Source organism: Tsukamurella pseudospumae (genome assembly GCF_001575195.1).
GTDB lineage: Bacteria > Actinomycetota > Actinomycetes > Mycobacteriales > Mycobacteriaceae > Tsukamurella > Tsukamurella pseudospumae.
The window spans coordinates 172,657-189,468 of record NZ_LSRF01000001.1 but is presented as its reverse complement, the minus strand read 5'-3'; the positions used below and the strand labels follow the sequence as shown (position 1 = coordinate 189,468).

Below are 16,812 nucleotides of genomic sequence, written 5' to 3'. Positions count from 1 at the left end.
GTGGTCCGGGGTCAGAGCTCGACGTCATCCGCGGAAACGGCGCGCAGAACCTCATCACGTTCCGTGGCCGCGACGGTTAGGTGGTAGTCGCGTCGGGGATCGAAGTCCTCGAACTGGTCGATCCGGTCCAGGACGTCGGCGACGAGTTTCTTGAGAAACAGCCGGGGCGACACGCCGACCTTCCCGCCCAGCTCGCCGGCAACGGCCGCAGCGAGGTCGCGCAGGTAGGCGTCGTCGCACACGGACCGAATCCGCGAGGGCGATGAGGCGCCGTCGGCGTAGAGATCCCGTACCCGAGTGCCCACTTCGACAAGCTTGTCCATGTCGAAACCAGTGAGCCGGATCTGCGGTGCGCGCGGGTTGTCGAACCGCGGGTCACCGAAGTCGGTGTGCAGGCGTTGCGCGAGGGGTGGCAAGGTCTGGACCCCCATCCGGCCGTCGTAGAACGCCGGGGTGCCGGTGACGATCAGGTACAGGCCGGGGTAGCGGCCGGAGTCCAGCTCGTCGAGCCACTGCCGGAGTGCGTTGAGCGCCTTCTCCCGTGAATCGCGACGCATGCGCTGCAGGGTTTCCACCTCGTCGATGACGAGAACGAGCCCGGCGTGCCTGGAACCCTTGAGGACCGAGAGCAGGCCGGTGAGAAAGCCCATCGCGAGAAAGTGGTCGACGTCCTGCTTCACCCCGGCGAAGCGCTTGGCCTGCGCGCCCACGTGGGGCTGGCCGCCGAGCCAGGCGATCAACCCGTCAGCGGTGGCGGCATCGCCGGATTCCAGAGCTTCGCGGTACTTGCGCAACACCATCGGGTACTGCGGTGTGGATGAAGCGACGGTCGACAGTCGCTGCTCCAGCAACTTCTCGACCTCCGCCGCAGGTGCCTCGTCGGCCCCGAGGGCGTCGGCGGCGTCCTCTTCCACGCCGTACAGCCACGCATCGATCACGGCACGGAACGCGCTCTTGGTGAATGCGGACGTGCGAAGCTCCTCGATCGTGCGCCGATACACCGTCTCCAACCGGTGTAGGGGAGTTTCGAGCTCGCTGATCTGCACCTCGGCGACGGCGAAACCTCGTGCCATTGCCCGTTGCTCCACCCACCGCGCGAAGAAGGTCTTACCCGCGCCGTACTCGCCGCGGACGGCCTTGAACGCGGATCCGCCGGCCGCTACCGCCGCAAGGTCTTCGTCGATCGCTCCCGCGAACCTGTCGATACCGACGGCCAGTGCATCGAGCCCACCGTCCGGAACCGTGCCCTGGCGCAGCGACTGCAGAATCTCGCGGCGCCGAACGGGGGAGACGGGGCTCATCGCCGAACTCCGAACTGCTCGAAGAGGACATCGGCGGCGACCACGAGCTCGGTGCCGTTCACCGACACCGCCTCAACGCCGTCCACGTTGAAGACCTGAAGCAGGGTGGGTGCCGTTCGCCCGACGCGTCCGGACGTGGACCCGAGGAGTTCGTCAACGCGGGCCAGCGGAAGGACGCCGCCAAGCGAGATCGCCTCCCGGATCACGGTGCCCACGGACTCGGGCTTCATGCGAGGTGCGAACCGACGCATCTGTGATCGGAACAGGTCGCTCGCCTCAAGGGCGACCACGGCGTCGTCGTGGATTGGCGCCGGGGCAGATGCTGGGGAGATACCCGGGAGATCGAACAAGCCGTCTCCCTGAGGCTCTTGCTTGCGCGTGGGCTTGGGAGGCGGCGACACCGTGACCTTCGGGGGGAGCATACGCACTGTGATGCTCAACGGTGGAACGCTCACGATGGTCGTCGGGTTCCAGAATTGCGGCGCTTCGATGCCGCCGGGTGTGAGGTCCAGGTGGTCGGGCGGGGCACCCTTCACGAGGATCGTGACGGGGATTGTGACTTCCGCCAGCGACCCTCCGCCGTGGTACCCGGCCTTCTTGCCCGTGTACCGGACCTGCTCGTCGACGGCGAGGATCTCCTCGTTTCCGTCCGCGAGGACCCGGGGGCCGCGCACGAGAACCTCGTACGCCTCCGCGGGCTCGTCGACGGGGCGGTGCCGTGCGGAGGTCCGGGTACCTCGTTGCACCGACGGTGCCTCACTGCGCTCCACGACGTGTCCGTGGTCGGAGACAAGGACGACGGTGCGCCCGACAGTTGCGGCCGCCGAGAGCAGCGCCTCCAGGTGCCGCACCTGCGAGACGGTCCAGACCGTACCGATCGGATCGGACTTGTCCAGGGCGTCGTCGATCGTGTTGAGCACGCACGCGACCACCGGGGTGCCGACGGTGTCATTGATGGACTCGCGCACATCTGGGGCGAGCGAGCCGCCGGCGAGGGCATCGAGCTGAGCCTTGTGAAACAGCGGGGTCTGCTTGGCCGGCAGCCCGTTTCGCTCGAGCCACGAGCTGAAGCCGGGCTTCTCCTTGGTCTGGTCGCCGGCAGTGAGAGCGCCGGTGAGCAGCGAGCACCGGGAGAACCGCGTGACCGTGGGAAGCACCGCGACCGCCGAAGTGGGTAGGTCGTCCCGCGTGAACTGTTGCCACTGCGGACTGCGCCGCGTGAGATCGGTGACGATCTCGTTGGCCGCTGCGGAGCCCATACCGTCAGCGACGAGCAGTAGTACGGGGGAGCGGTTCTGCCGATCGTGATCGAAGGTCGACGGCGCAGGTTGCGTCAGCGGTACGACGACGCGGTCGAGCAGATTCTCGATCGGCAGGAACGCATCGCCGGACGGGGCGTGTGTTGCTGAGGCCGCGAGCTCCCCGGCGAACTCACGGTCGTATGCGCCACGTCTCGCGCGGACCGTCTCCAGGATTCGGCGGTTGGCGGACTGCAGTGCGGGATCCTCTGCGCCGACGAAGGCCTCATCGACCGCCGCGTCCACCCAGGACAGCTCTGTTCGGTAGGCCTGCAGCCAGGCGGCCAGCCCGGCGGGGGACTCGAACTCGCCGCGCGTCCAACGGTGCAGCCGCAGCGCGGACCGGGCGACGCGCACATCCTGCGGAGCGTCTGGGCCGTCTGCGAGGGCCGCCGAATGCGCGCGAACCGCTTCCCAGTGGTCTTCGGCATCGCTGAGGGATCCGCCGTCCACCGCCGTGTCGAGGGCGGCTGCGAACCGCGAGAGCCGCTGCGGGAGGGCATCAGGGAGCACATCCGAGCGGGCGACGAGCGGGGTCGCCAAGAACTCGGAAACGAGGTCGGTCGCCCGCCGGAGTACCAATGCCGTGCCGTTCTCCTGCGCAGCCAGGGTGGAGGCAGTGCCCCACGAGCGGATCTCTCGGTCGGTCAATTCGACCCCGAGCGCGCGAGTGAGCAGGGTCCGCACGGCGATGGTCGTGTCCCGCGCGCCGGCGTCGAACGTTGCTCCCGCATGAGTGTCATCGGTGAGTGCCGCAACGAGGCCGAGCGGCACCAGGTCGGCCGGCCCCCGGGTGCGCCAGACGGAGATCATCGCACGGCCCGCGTCGCCGAGGCGGCCGGACAACCAGTCGTAGAACTGCTCGATCAGGATCGGGTCGGCCGTCTCCCGCCAGGACTCGAACCTGAAATGTGTGGAGGAGATCGACCACAACGCCACGCGATGTGGTGAGACACTGTCGGCCTCCAGCCCGAAGCCACGGGTCAGTGCACCGAACAGGTGGTCGCCGGTGAGCACGCCGCCGGGGGCGGGAGGGACGTTATCCGGGAGCGAACGCAGCGCCGACCGCGCGGCGTCGTTCTTGTTGCCCAGGAGGCTGTATTCCTGGCCGGTTGCGTTGAACGCTTCGCGCAGCGCGGGCCACGGGTCCAAGTGGGAGAGCGTGTGCCGGCCGGTGAGGTGGTCCTGCACACCGACGGGGATCTCCGTCGCCGGGCGGTCCGTGAGGATCACGACCCAGTCCACCTCGTGCCGGTCCAGGAGAGCGTCGCGGATCGCGAGCACGCTCGGGGCCGTGCGCACGCGGACGCTCTGGCCGTCGACGGTGAGCGTCGGGTCGCCGGACCACTCCGGTCGCGCCGCGACGGCGATCGCACCGCGCGCGTACTCCTTCGCCTTGAGTTGCCTTACCAGCGCGCGGATTCCGGCGCGGTCGGCGATCGGCAGTGAACCGGTCACTCGTCCACCCGGGTGATAGTGACCTGGAATCGTGCTCCGGGGTGCTGCAGCAGCAAGTCCTGCAGCCGCTGTTCGAAAGCAGACTCGGTGCCGGCGTCGAACTCGAACGTGACAGGTCTAAACATCGACGGATCAGGATCCGACGGGAGGGGCACGTCGTCAGCGACCGGAGCGGGAGGTGTGGGAGGCGGGGGCGCGATCGGTCGGGTCGGCTGTGCGAGGGCCTCGAGCCACGACTCCCGCAGGCCGTTGGCGCGCTGCAGTGCTGAAGCCAGCCCAGCAGCGAATTCGTGCGCGCTGAGTGCCGATTGAATGTCAATCAGGATTCGCTTGCCCTGCATGCCGTGGGGCGTGTCGTCGGGGGCTTGGACGAGCACGTCCCAGCGTGACACAGGAAACTTCGCCAATGCCTCGCCGACCTCGGACGAGGTGCCCAGCGATTGCGAGACCTCGATGTCGGAACCGCGGAGCAACGCGTCCGCGATCAGAGGCACCAGATCCAAGTTCTTGGCGCCCGGTACCCGGTCCTCAAAGAGTTCCATCAGATCGGCCGCAAGCGGACCGCGGCCCTCAGTGAAGGGGAGCCCGAAGTAGTCGTAGTACGCCTGCAGTTCGCGGACGAAGCTGCGGCGGCCGGCGAACTCGGAGCGTGCGTACTCCCGGACCGCATCACCGAACACGCCGAGGTTCGTCGCCGTGAGGTATTCGCTGAGGTTCTGGCCGGTCCACCTCTTCCACCGCTGCACGGCGCGCTCCCACACGGCCTGATCGGGGAGGGGCTCGAGTCGAAGCTCCATGGCCGGCTTGATCTCACCGATCGCCGGCTCTTCGACGGTCGATTTGAACAGGAACCAGGACCGCTTGGACCGTGTGGCCCACACCGCAGCGATCAGGTCGACCATGTCGTCCGTGAGGCCGCGGCGCTCCGAGATCTTCCCGATCGCCTGCCGCAGTGCAGCCACCTCGACGGCGCCGCCCTCGTCGATCCCGGCGCGCCCCAGCTCCTGGGTGATGCGGTTCTGCCAGGCGGTGAACTGATCCGGGCCGAACATGAGGTGGGTCTCGTTGGTACGGGCCAGCTCGAGCGGTCCGACGATGCGGCGCACCGTCGAGCGTTCGGACTGGTCGAGAGCCACCCGGCCATCCGGCACCGACTGCGCCTGCCGCAGGCGGCGGAGCACGAGGTTCAGATCACGCCGCAGGATGAGCTTGTCCTCGGGCGAGAACTCGGGATGCTCGGGGAACCGGGAGGCGAACGAGTCGGCGAACAGGCGCTCCGCGGCGGCGCCGAGGGTGCCGCCGATCGGCGTGCTCACGTTGACCCCGGAGTGCAGGGGCCGGAGGTAGGGCTCCGGCGCCTTCGCCCCGCCGACTACGCCGTACGCCACTTGCAGCGCCAACCCCAGCTGCGCGGTGGTCTGGCTGCGCTGGCCCTCGAGGATCGCCTTCGCAGTGGACCGGTCCGCTTCAGGGAGCTCGTTGGCGTAGGTGCTCCACCGTTCGCCGTTGAGCAGGTACTCGAGCACCACGAGACGGCCGAGGCGGCGGTTGGTGTCGTCGTCGAAGAACGTGGGCAGCCACGCGATGGTGAAGGCCTCGTCGCCGGTGCGCCGCAGCTCGTCGATGCGGTCGTGGTCCTCCTGGACGGTGTGGCCGGGGTCGTCGAAGGGGAGGTCGACCACGAGGCGCAGCGCGCCGTGTGTCTGCGGGACGAAGGCGTCGTCGGAGAGGTAGCCGCGGTCGCGCACGTTGCCGAAGACGATCTCGACTGTGCGCTCGGTCCCGCGCCAGACGATCTGGCGGAGGCGGGCAGCGTCGATGGTGGCGGTCGCGTCGGCGACGCCGAACTGCTCGGCGAGGAGCCGGCGAATGAGTTCGCGGCGCCGGCCGTCGGTGTCCTCGCCGGAGGCGCGCTTGACGATCCGTTCGTAGTCGACCGATTCGAGGGAGGCGGAGATGATCGGGTTGGCGTCCGAGGTCACGCTGATCTCGGGGATCTCTGCGGCCCACCGCTTGACCTTGCCGAGGATCTGTGTGGCCTGATCGCCGGGGATCAGCGAGATCACGCTGCCGTGGTTCAGCGAGGCGAGCCGGTTGGCGTCGATCTGCTTGAGCGCGGGCACGTTCGGCGCGATAGCGGCCATCAGCAGCGTCTTGGCGATGCGGATGTCGGCGCGCAGTCCGGGCGGGGTGTCGCCGTCGACGACGTCGGTGTCGACGCCCGCCTCGCGGAAGAGCAACGGGCGCAGCTTCTCCAGCCACAGGGTGCGGGCTGTCTTGAATGTGGACGCCGCGGCGGCGTTGATCGCGGTGCCGCCGGCACTGTCGATCACGTAGTCGAAGGCATCGCCCACGGGAATCACGTTGGAGATGGTCAGCCGATCGGCCTCGTCTTGCAGCATCTGCTGCATCACCTTGAGAGCGGTGCGCTCGCGCTGCATCTGGCCGGAGAGCGCGCGCAGGGTGCCGATGAGAGCGGGAGAGAACGGGTAGGTCAGTTTGAAGGCGTCGGCGTCGGCACCCCGGTGCTGATCGTCGGTGTTCACGCCGTCGAGCAACACGTCCCACACTTTGGGGCTGCGCTCGATACGGGCGAACGAATCCTCCAGCGCGTTTTCTGCATCCGCGTTGAGCGGTTGCAGAAGGCGCTTCTTGGCGATATACGGCAGGTTGTCGTCTCCGAGGGTGACCTCACCGAACCGGCCGGCCTGGTGCGCGAACGCCTGCTCGACGGCCTGCTGGGTGGCGCCGGAATCGCTGCCGCCTGCCACCCACTTGGAGAGGTCGTGCTGGCGGGCGATGAACGAGGCGATCGGCACCGCAAGGCGCCCACGGCTGGTTTCGACCAGCTTGGTGATCTTCTGGACCTCGGCGCTGAACTTCTCGCGCTCGGTGATGAGGAAGGTGAGCCACAGCACCAGCTCGTCCAGGAGGAGGACCACGCCGTCGTAGCTGAGTGATTTGGCGTGGTCTGCGATGACGGCCAGTCCGTCCTCGAGCGGCAGCCAGTCAGTGTTGCGGGAGAAACTGGTGAAGTACGTCGCGATCAGCGCCTGCTGCAGCCGCGCCCGGTCGGCCGCCGGGGCCCCGGGCGCCGATGCCTCGGTGTAGGTGTCGGCGTTCCAGGTGGTGGTCGCCGCGCCGAGTGCAGCCCAGTTCACGGTGCCCGACGGTGCCGCCTCGCCCTGGTTCAGGCCGACGAAGAACTTCTCGTCACCCATCTCGGTTCGGAGGCGCGCGGCGTCCTCGAAGAGGCCGCCGGCGGAGTGAAGAACGGGGGGCCTGGCATCGGGGTGCAGTTGGGTGATCTGACGCAGGTACTGATCGAACAGGGCCGATTCGGTGCTGGTGGAGTCGAGGAAGTGGAAGGTGAGCCGCAGCAGATTCGCGTCCGCGATCCTGGGGTGCTTCGCGATGATCGGCTGCAGGTCCGTGATGGCCAGGGCCTCGGGCGCGTGCCCGAGCACGCCGTAGAGCACGGCCATGAAGTGCGACTTACCGGACCCGAACGAGCCGTTCAGGTACGCGGCCTTGTTCTCCCCAGTGCGGAGCGACTCCTCGACGGTGCCGAGCGCCTGGTCGAAGGCCTCGGCGATCGCCGGCGTGACCACGTACGCATCGACAGTCCCCTGCATGTGCCGGCGCTCGACGGAGTCCGACAGGCGCAGCACGTAGTCGTTCGTGCCGTGCGACTCGGGGATCGAGAACGTCTCCCGCAGCGTGCGGGCGGGGGATCCGATGCCTGGGAACATGGTGGCGCGCTACTCCATCTGGTCGACTGTCGGTTCGAGCCTATCCGTTCGGGTTAATTAAGGGTGAGGCGCGGGGCATTTTGCCGTATAGAACGCAGATTCGATCAATTGGCCTATCGGTGTCGGCTCAAGAAATCGCGCGCTGTTGGGGTATCGTTTCCGAGCGTATGGGGGCGTCGAAAACTAGCCTTTCTGTCGACGCCGCTTCTTGGGGGGCGAATAATTGCGGGGCCAAACTGTCTTTCTATCGTACTGGATCTCTCTGACCGTCGTTCCTGTCAACTGGGCGCCTTCGAGCTTACATCCCGACAATTGAGTGCCAATCAACGTGGCCTGACGGATGTCGGCATCTTCGAGTCGAGCGCCACGCAAATTCGTGTGAGTCAAGGTGGCGCGGTTGAGATGCGCGTGTTGCATGATCGCACCCGAAGCGCGAGAACCTGTTAGATTCGCTCCGCTTAACACAGTTCCGGAAAAGTTTGACCCGGTGAGGACGGTGTACGACATATCGGCGCCACTGAGGAAGCACTGTTGAAAGTCCATACGCTCCAATCTTAGTCCATGGAGATCGACTGATCGTAGATCGATGAGGTGGTCACCTGATTCCGTTGAGATTTTCCGAATAGTGTCTAGTACCGCTAGTCTTACCGCGTGCTCGCCTGACTCTGCCTCTTCGTCAAATGCGGGGAATCTTCGTTCGTCGATCGGGCTGTCACGGCGCCTCTGCATTAGATAGCTCTTGAGAACTGATCGGATTGCCCGTACCTCGCCGATCGCTTCCACCGAATTGACGACTTGATCAAGCTTCGCTTTATACGCCTGCTGACTGTTTAGCGTATTTGTTGCGGTGGTTGATGGCGGCAAGGCGTCGAGTGGCGGGCGCGCGGATTCGCCCCCTTGTGTTCGAAGCTTCCGCCATTCGTTCGATAATGCATAAAGGTTATGCACGCCAGATAGTCGCACGATCGAGGCCTTGTTGCTTAGTTGGCTGACGGCTGCCATGTAGCGAGTGTCAAGGTCTCTCGGCAATTCGCTTTCGGTCTTGTGCAGACGGTCTTCTCTCCCGTTTTTGAGCGCAAGGGAAGCGGCGGTAATGGCGGCGAAACCGGCGGTGACTGTTCCGTACGGAGTTGCAGCGGCTTTCCAGAATTCTCCCCAGTTTGGGTTGTGGGCGGCGAAGAAGAATATCGCTGGAGCCGCGGAGTACAACAGGATGACTGCGACTGAAAAGCAAGACGTTCGATGCTTAGCAAACCCCTGAATAATACGTTCGACATGCAATTTTTGTTATTCCTGGCTTCATTACTCTACTGCGGGTTCGGATTAGAAACAAGAGTGCGGAGGTAGTTGGCGATGTTTACTCCTAGCGAGGAATCGAGGTGATCGTGGTACTGCTCAATCCACGGCATCAGCTGTGAAATCCCTGTCCGTGCAGTTGATGTTCTTGCTGCCAACGCAGTGTCAGGTTCGAGTGCCGAGAGCAATAGCGCGAGAGCGAGGCCTTGGTAGGCGTGGTTCCAGCCGGCCCAGCCGAGGAGGGGGGTGGGGTCGGTGGCGCGACCGAGGCCGGGGTAAGAGATGAAGCGTTCCTTGGGGACATCGAGTTTGCCGCGGTGCTGCCAATACGAGGGCTTCTTGAAGTCGGCGCTGGTGTACTTCGGGGGGACGGGGATGTCTTCGGCCTTGACCAGACCAGCGTCCTCCTGACGCTGGAGCTCCCAGACCTTCTCCCACTCTGCGCGTTTGCGCAGACCGGAGGGCTTGTAGCGGAGTTCGGCGAGGAAGGGGACGGCCTCGTCCTTGAGGAGCTTGTCCAGAGTCTTGGTGACCGGGGCATCCTTCTGACCAGCCCACATGTCGAGGGCGGTGATGAACTCCGGATTAGTCTCGACTCGGGCGGCCAGCTCAGCGACGGATAGTGGCTGCGGTGTGCCCTGTGGGGTGAACCAGAGGGACTCGTCCTCGAGGTGATCGAGGAGCCAGTTCCGCAGGGCGCGCTCGAGCTTCGAGTCCCAGGACTCGCCGGCCCAACGGCGTTTGTACTCGGGTTTCTCCAGCAGGCGGATGAACGGGTTCGAGTCGATCTCGTCGAGCCGGCGCTGGACGAGATCTCGGTACTCGGCGGGCCATTTCTCGGGTATGTCGGTGATCGGGGTCGATCCGTGGCGTGCGAACCACGCGGTGTCCACTTCGCCGACGGCGGCGCAGCGAGCGAGGGCGATCTCGAAGGCGCGTTCACCCAGCGTAAGTCCGGGAGCCGTACCGGGTGGAAGGGTGAGATCGACGTGGGTCAGCCCGTAGTGTCGGTATGTCTCCCAGTCGAGCTCCTCCTGCTCGGACATCAGCTCGGACGTGAGGCGCTCTGACTCCCGCTGAGCCTTCTCAAGTCGGTGCAGAGACGGGGTGGACTGCGCTATGACCGTCGCCGGCTGGTGGTCAGCCAGGGTCGTTGCGAGTGAATCAAGATGGCGACTGCGGAGCAGGGGACTATCGGCTGGTAGCGGGAAATCCTGCAGAGTCGTTCCTGTGAACTCGTATCGGTTCTCCCACGCCTCATCCTGGAGACCGCGTCCGATTCCGCTTCCCCCCTTGCTCTGACTGTTCTGCTTGAGCCAGAAGCAGGCGGTGGAGCTGTTGAGGATGCCGAGGAGGCGGAGGTGGTCGTCTTCGGTGGAGCCCTCAGGGAGCTTGATCACCGGTGCGGACTGCTTGAAGACCTTGCCGCCGCGGTCGAGGACGAAGTGGTTGTGGGTGGAGACGAAGGCGAACGTGATCGAGAGGGGGGTCAGGTAGCGGGCTCGGACCCAGCGGTACCAGGTCCACCACTTGGCACCGGAATCTGCCTGCGTTTCTCCTCCAAATCCCGTAACCGATGTGAGGGTTCGGCGCAGGGGCCACATCCGCCGGTACCAAGCAGAGCTTTCATCGAGCGGGATTTCATCGAAGTTGGCGTCGTATGGGTTGAAGCTCCATTCGACATCAGAGGTGGTCCAGTCGCGAACAGCTTCGCCAAGAATTACGGACCGAACATGCTCGGCTGAGATGCCCGCTCGCAGCAGCGAGTGCCGGGGAGCAAAGAATGCATCATCTGCGCCAGGGAAACTAGCGAATCCGATTCGACCCGCGATGACGTCCCCTACGATTGCGAGTCCTGCAGCATTCAAGGTTGCGAGGAGCTCGACGGCTCCGCCGCCCGACAGGCTCCAGGGATGAACGTTGAGGTTCGCCCGTGGCAGATCGGTGACGGAAATCCATTGGCCTTCGTACCCTGGCTGTTCGACGCGGCGTGTGATGGATGTCCACACCTTACCTGCTGCGGGATCCGGCGGTGCGCCGGGCTCGCCTTGGATACCAAGGACCGCTCGCACGGTGTCGGAGACGATACTTTGGTTGCGGCCGACGAGGATCACCGTCGGAGTGCCGTGGCCCGGTATGTAGGCGCCGGAGGTGTCGATAACGAGTCGGAGGTCGATGTTGGCGAGGAACTTCTCGATCAGCGGAACGCCGAACTCGCGCTTCATGAAGGAGTTCGACGTGATTTGGCCGACCCAGCCGGCGGTGTCTCCAGACCGGGCGAGGGCGAAGAAGCGCTCCATGAAGGGCACCGTCAACGCATAGGTGCCCTTGCAGTAGTTGTAGATCTCGCGGTAGCGAGCGTTGAGGGCCTTGTCTTTGACCGTGATGTACGGCGGGTTGCCGACGACGCAGTCGTACTGGCCCGGGGCGAGGAACTTGGCGAGCTTCGTGCGGTCCTCGGTGCTGTAGGCGAAGCCGGCAATGACGGCGTCCTTGTCGAACGCTACGTCGCCGTAGTCGAGGGCGTCGCGGCCGCCGGCCTCGGGGCCGTGGAGGAGGGAGTCGCCGTTGATCACGTTGATCGTGAACGCGGGGAGGCCTATGAGCGAGGAATCACCGGAGGCCTGCATGGCGGCGACGAGCAGCCGGAACTGGGCGATCGAGACGGCGAAGGGGTTGAGGTCGACGCCGTAGATGGACTCGAGAGCCTTGTCGGCCAGGGCCCGCGGCTCCATCGCGGGGGCTTGGGCACGCCATCGACCGAGAAGCCGCTGGAATGCGCCCAGAAGGAAATGGCCCGAGCCGCACGTGGGGTCGATCAACTTGAAACCGTCGAGCGGGCGATCGGCCAGTGCAGGCTCGAGGGTCTGGTCGAGGAGGAATTCCTCGACGAACACCGGAGTCTGGAGCAGGGCGTACTTCTTCTTCGCGAAGTCCGAGAGATCTTGATACAGGTCGCCGAGGAAGCGGGTCTCCAGCTGGGGATCGGCGAAGGTCCAGACAAGGGCGCCGTCGTCATCGGTTGCGCGCCAGAATTCCAGAAGCCGCTGCACGGCATCCGAACTCGGCGCGAAGATGTGGATTGCGGCGTGGCTATCGACCAGCCCCTTGGTGGCGCGGTGTGCACCGAGCTCGTTGAACGCCACTTGCAGCCACTCACGGTACGAGGCGTCCGGGTTGCTGCGGTAGAAGCTGTTCTCCGCATCGAGGGCGCGCTGGCGCAGCGTGGGATCAGGGCTGGTGATCCACACCCCGGTATTGCCGAGCAGGAGGTTGTCTTCGCAGAACCGCACGAACACTGAGGTGAGTAGCCAGCCCACCGCTGCCTGCGTGAGCTGGTCCTCCGACCAGTCCGTCCACGAGACTGCGGTGCGCTCCTGTTTGCGCGCGTCGTCGTAGGTCTCACGCCACTGGGCGAGGGCACCGGCCTCGTCGTCGTTCAGGCGCGCTCGCATGTCCTCCACGAGTGCCTTCAGCTGCGGCTTCAGTGCAGCGTTCAGCTCGGCACCGGACGTGGTGGCGACGGTCATCGACGAGACTCCTCGGAAGAACTGGATGTGGACGCGGAGATCAGGGCACGGACATCGTCGTCCGATGCCTGGACGAACTGCTCGGGCGCGGACTGGGGGAGCGCGATGTCGTCCACCCGGGCACCCGGCCGGCCGCCGGACTCCTCCGGCTGCGGCACTAGGGCCCAGACCGCGTGCGGCGGCGGGTTCGTGACGTCCACCCAGCGTTGCAGCACACCGAGTTGACCGTAGGCGGCGAGCGTCGAAAGGTCGGTGAGGACCACAGGCGCGTCGGCAGAAGATGCACGCTCGACGATTGCCGGGATGCACTGCGTGACGAAGGCTTTGAGGTTTTCACGTTCGCTCGACGCGCCGGAGTCTGCCGCAACGATTGCGTCCCACGGGGCCCCGGCCGCAGCCGCACGGGCGCGCATCTCGCTCAGCAGCACCTCGGTCACGTCGATATGGACGGCGCCGAAGCGCGCGGCGATCGCCTCGGCGACGCGATCGGTGTCGCCGAGAGGCACGCCGATCGCACGGAAGGTCCGGTCGCGTGAGCTGCTCGCCAGCAGTACCTCCAGCTCGTTACCGGACTGCAGCTGCGTCGGTGGGGCCGTCCGCGTGGTGTACGTGGGGACCTTCGTGAATTGATCCGGATCGGGCTTCCGTTGGAAGCGTTGCTCGTCCGCGTTCCACTCCGTGCCGGGAAGCACGTCCTCGACGAGTGCCTGCAGCGCCTCGCCGGACGGCAGCGGTGCCGCGTGGGGGAACCGCGCTGCGATGCGCGAGCGCAAGGTCTTCACCGTGAAAGTCTCGGTGCGGGACGCACCTGCAAGGACCTCTCGCAGCGCAGCCCTTGGATCCAGAGGGATCCTATGCAGCTCGTCGCGGGCGGACAGGGCGATCTCCGCGGAGGAGGTCGCCGCAATCCGCAGCAGGACGTGCGTGGGCACCTCCACCTGATCGGCGGCATCGCCCAGCACCTTCGCTGCGGCTCGGCGCAACTCAGCGGTGGCCTCTGCCGGACCGACCAGGGACCGGCCGTCAGATTCGGCACCGTCGACCAGCTTCTCCGCGGCCTTCGCCAGCTCCCGGGGCAGTGCTTGGGCCTGCTTGGAGAGCGTGAGCATTGCCACACTGCCGGTGGCCTGCCGCCGGACCGGGCTGATCCGCGCACCGTCGGCGTCCAGCCCGGAAGCGAGGGCGATGCGCAGGACGCCGAGTGCGCGGCGTTCCAGAGTCCGATCCGCCGAGTCGTCGAAGCCGGCAACCAGTTCACGGGCAAGCAGATCCGGTGTCGAGACTCCGCCCGAGGACTCCAGCAGCGCGATCACCGAGCCATAGATCTTCTCAATCGTGGTGTTCAACTGCGGATTCTTCTCCCAGAGCGTGGAGAACTCCATGAAGATCTGCGCTATCCGGCCCGGCGTCACCTCCAGGGTCTCCGCTAGCCGGCCGTACGACTCGAAGGGATCGGTGGGGGACTGTTCGTGGGTGCCGAGAAGGAGGGCCACCACCTGTCGACGGACTCCCGATGCCTTGGTGCCCGCGACGGCGAGCATCGCGTCCGTGATGCCGGTCAGGCTGGTCAGCGGAGGTGAAGTGGTGACCGGTCGGGCAGGCTTTGCCGTCGTTGGAGGAGCGGGCGGTGGCTTCGGTTCCGACGACTTCGCCGCGAACACAGCGACCCACGCTTCGCGCATCGCCGGAGCCGTGTCGAAACGCTTGCGCGCGTCCCGGGCGAGTGCGCGGCGGAAGAACTCCGTGAGGGCCTGTGCGCGCGTGGGAGCGAAGTCGTGCGCGACGAAGTCCTCCACCTCGATGGTCGGCTCGTCGGTGAGGGCGCGGGGATCGCTCCGGCCGTCGCCGTACAGCGGAGTGGACGCCGTGGCCATCTCGTACAGGACCACGGCCACGGAATAGCGTTCTGCGGCGGAGTCGTACGCGCGACGGGTGCCGATGCCCAGGTCCGGGTCCCGGTAGGGGGGAGTGCCCGCGTCGATCGAATCCGCCGACGCCCGGGCGAGGGAGAAGTCGAAGAGCACCAGTCGGGGCTGCGTGTTGCGTCCGGGCTCGCGGTACAGGCCCAGGTTGGACGGCTTGATATCGCGGTGGGTGATGCCGGCCTCGTCGAGGCCGATCAGCGTGCTGAGCAGTTCCGTGCCCCACAGTTTGAGTCGGTTCTCCGAAACGGAGTCGTAGCGCACCAAGTCGGCCAGGGTCTGCTGGCCGCAGTAGGAGAGCAGCAGAGCGGTTCGGTCGCGCGGCAACTGCATCGGGCCCTCGATGAGCCGGACCACGCCGGTGAGCGCCGGCGCCAGGTCCGCCACTGAACGCAGGGTCTCGGCCTCGTCGGCGAGCCGGGAGGCGGCACCGTCGTCGATGCCGACCTTGAGGACGCGCTCCGCGTCGTCGGCCTCGCGGTCCCGGACCAGGATGCCGCGCGCGGTGGAACCCGCGCCGAGCACCTTGACCACGTCGAAACGGTCGTCGATCACATCGTCCTGGGCAGGATTGAGCGGATCGACCTCGGGAGCGTCATCGGCGGTGTTCTTGCGGTGGTTGGCCAGCGCGCCGGCGAACTCCTGGGCGCCGAAGGTCTCATCCTTGGTGGTGATCGGCTTCGTGCGCTTCGTCGCCTGCGGCGACGTGACCGTGAGGACCAGATCGCGGAGGTCACCGTCGACGAACCGCCCCGAGGCCGCGAGATCGAGCCCGCCCTCCTGGCGAAGGCGGTTCAGGAGCTCGGCCCGGTCGCGCGCTGGCGCGTCGCCGCCCGAGAGGAGGAAATACGCGAGCGCCCCGAGTGAGAACATGTCGATCGCCACGCGGTCGGCGTCCTGCGCCCACCGATCCTCGGGCGCCTGGAAGACATCGTTCTGTGTGGGCTGCTCGGCGGACCCGAGGGCCGTGCCCGGGGTGGCGGTGCCCTGGTGGATCTTGCCCGCCCAGGTCCAGTCGACCAGCTTCACGGACACCGCACCGTCGTCGACCTTGACCAGCACGCTGCCGGGGGTGAGCCCGCGGTGTGCGACGTGGTTGCGGTGGGCGTAGGCCAGCGCGTCGGCGGCCTGCTGGAGGACCTCGAGTTGCTGGTCGGCGGTGAGATCGTGCTCGGCGAGATACAGGTCGAGCGGCGTGAATCCCTCGATCTCCGGGTACACGATCACGGTGTTGCCGTGCGTGTCCTGTGGGAGATCGATGGGCGAGACGATCGAATCGTGACGCAGTCCCTCGAGGAGCGTGAACTCGCGGTTCATCGCGCGGAAGCGGGCGAGCCGCGCCTGCGTCGGAGTGCCGGGCGGCATGCTGATGATCCGCGCGCGCGCCTTGGAGTTCGTGGTCTGGTGTTGCGCCTCCCACTCCTGCCAATCGTCGCCGGCGGCGAGCGGCTGACCGGTGATGGTCCACGAGCCCGCGTGTCTCTCCGCCCGACGGTGGCCGGTGAGCGCGCGCATCGCCAAGCCGACGATCACACTGATGTCCTCGTGGATCGGCTGGCGATCGCGCGGAGGCTCGAGGACGCGACTGGAGATCCCGGGAAGCCCGGTCACGGATTCGAGGCCGTCGATGCCGAAGAGGCTCGACTTGGCGAGATCGCTTAAATCCGTGGTGAAGTCGTCCCCGTGGAGGAAGACGCACTCTTGGATCCACGGCAGGGCGCGGTCGACCTTGCTCGGGTTCAGTCCGTGCTCCGCCGCGACCTTGCGGGCCTCGTCCTTGATGCGGGACGAGAGCCGCTGCGCCTTGCGGCGCGTGAGGATCAACGGTGAGCGTTCCGTCTTGGTGCGGCCGCTACTGAACTGGCGGGTCCACGTCTGCTCCGTGCCCGTGAGGTGGCCGGCGTAGGACTTCATCTCGATCAGATGCAGCCGACCGCGGCCCAGGATCGCAGCATCGATCTCGTGCCACTGACCCTGGCCGTCCATGAACTCGAAGTTGGTCCAGGCGCGGTACGGGGAGGTGTTCGGAAAGATCTCACGGAGAAGCCGCAGGCCGGCTGCCTCGTGGGCGTAGTTCGACGGCGTGACCTCGATCCAGCGATCCTCGCCAGCCACCGTCTACACCTCCCACGTCCCACCCGCGTCCGCGCGGGATCTCCCGGGCGACAATAGCAATCCGGGGCGGACTGCTGTGCGTCAACGGGCAGTACGGAGCGAAACGGCCGGAAATGTGTCAGAGGCGGGCTCTACGATGT

The 16,812-nt window shown here is 66.3% G+C and carries 6 protein-coding genes; all 6 read right to left on the bottom strand.

Annotated elements, in window-relative coordinates; all coding sequences use genetic code 11:
* Positions 1–11: 11 nt before the first annotated feature.
* The 6 genes from brxD to AXK60_RS00815 all read right to left on the bottom strand — a co-directional run bounded on the left by brxD (position 12) and on the right by AXK60_RS00815 (position 16,672).
* The gene (gene brxD / locus AXK60_RS00835; RefSeq protein ID WP_068569104.1) at positions 12–1,301 is read right to left on the bottom strand and encodes a BREX system ATP-binding protein BrxD; all 1,290 of its coding nucleotides are present in this window, start codon (positions 1,299–1,301) and stop codon (positions 12–14) included.
* Positions 1,298–4,057, bottom strand: coding sequence for a BREX-2 system phosphatase PglZ (gene pglZ, locus AXK60_RS00830; protein ID WP_068569103.1), 2,760 nt, complete (start codon positions 4,055–4,057; stop codon positions 1,298–1,300). The genes brxD and pglZ overlap by 4 nt, the downstream gene beginning before the upstream one ends.
* On the bottom strand, positions 4,054–7,809 hold the full coding sequence (locus AXK60_RS00825; RefSeq protein ID WP_068569102.1) for a BREX-2 system ATPase PglY family protein: 3,756 nt from the start codon (positions 7,807–7,809) through the stop codon (positions 4,054–4,056). Before AXK60_RS00825 ends, pglZ begins: the two co-directional genes overlap by 4 nt.
* A 183-nt stretch (positions 7,810–7,992) precedes the next feature.
* Positions 7,993–9,090, bottom strand: a complete 1,098-nt coding sequence (locus tag AXK60_RS25525; protein ID WP_139057678.1) for a pentapeptide repeat-containing protein — start codon at positions 9,088–9,090, stop codon at positions 7,993–7,995.
* 26 nt (positions 9,091–9,116) lie between these two features.
* A complete protein-coding gene (gene pglX, locus AXK60_RS00820; protein ID WP_068569101.1) occupies positions 9,117–12,635 on the bottom strand; it encodes a BREX-2 system adenine-specific DNA-methyltransferase PglX in 3,519 nt (1,172 codons plus the stop codon).
* Entirely contained in the window at positions 12,632–16,672 is a 4,041-nt protein-coding gene (locus tag AXK60_RS00815; RefSeq protein WP_068569100.1) for a protein kinase domain-containing protein, read from the bottom strand. Before AXK60_RS00815 ends, pglX begins: the two co-directional genes overlap by 4 nt.
* Positions 16,673–16,812 lie beyond the last annotated feature (140 nt).

What these genes read in the sequence shown, in the direction of transcription:
- brxD (WP_068569104.1), bottom strand. Translation starts at nt 1,301, where the DNA reads ATGAGCCCCGTCTCCCCCGTTCGGCGCCGCGAGATTCTGCAGTCGCTG.
- AXK60_RS00825 (WP_068569102.1), bottom strand. Translation starts at nt 7,809, where the DNA reads ATGTTCCCAGGCATCGGATCCCCCGCCCGCACGCTGCGGGAGACGTTC.
- pglX (WP_068569101.1), bottom strand. Translation starts at nt 12,635, where the DNA reads ATGACCGTCGCCACCACGTCCGGTGCCGAGCTGAACGCTGCACTGAAG.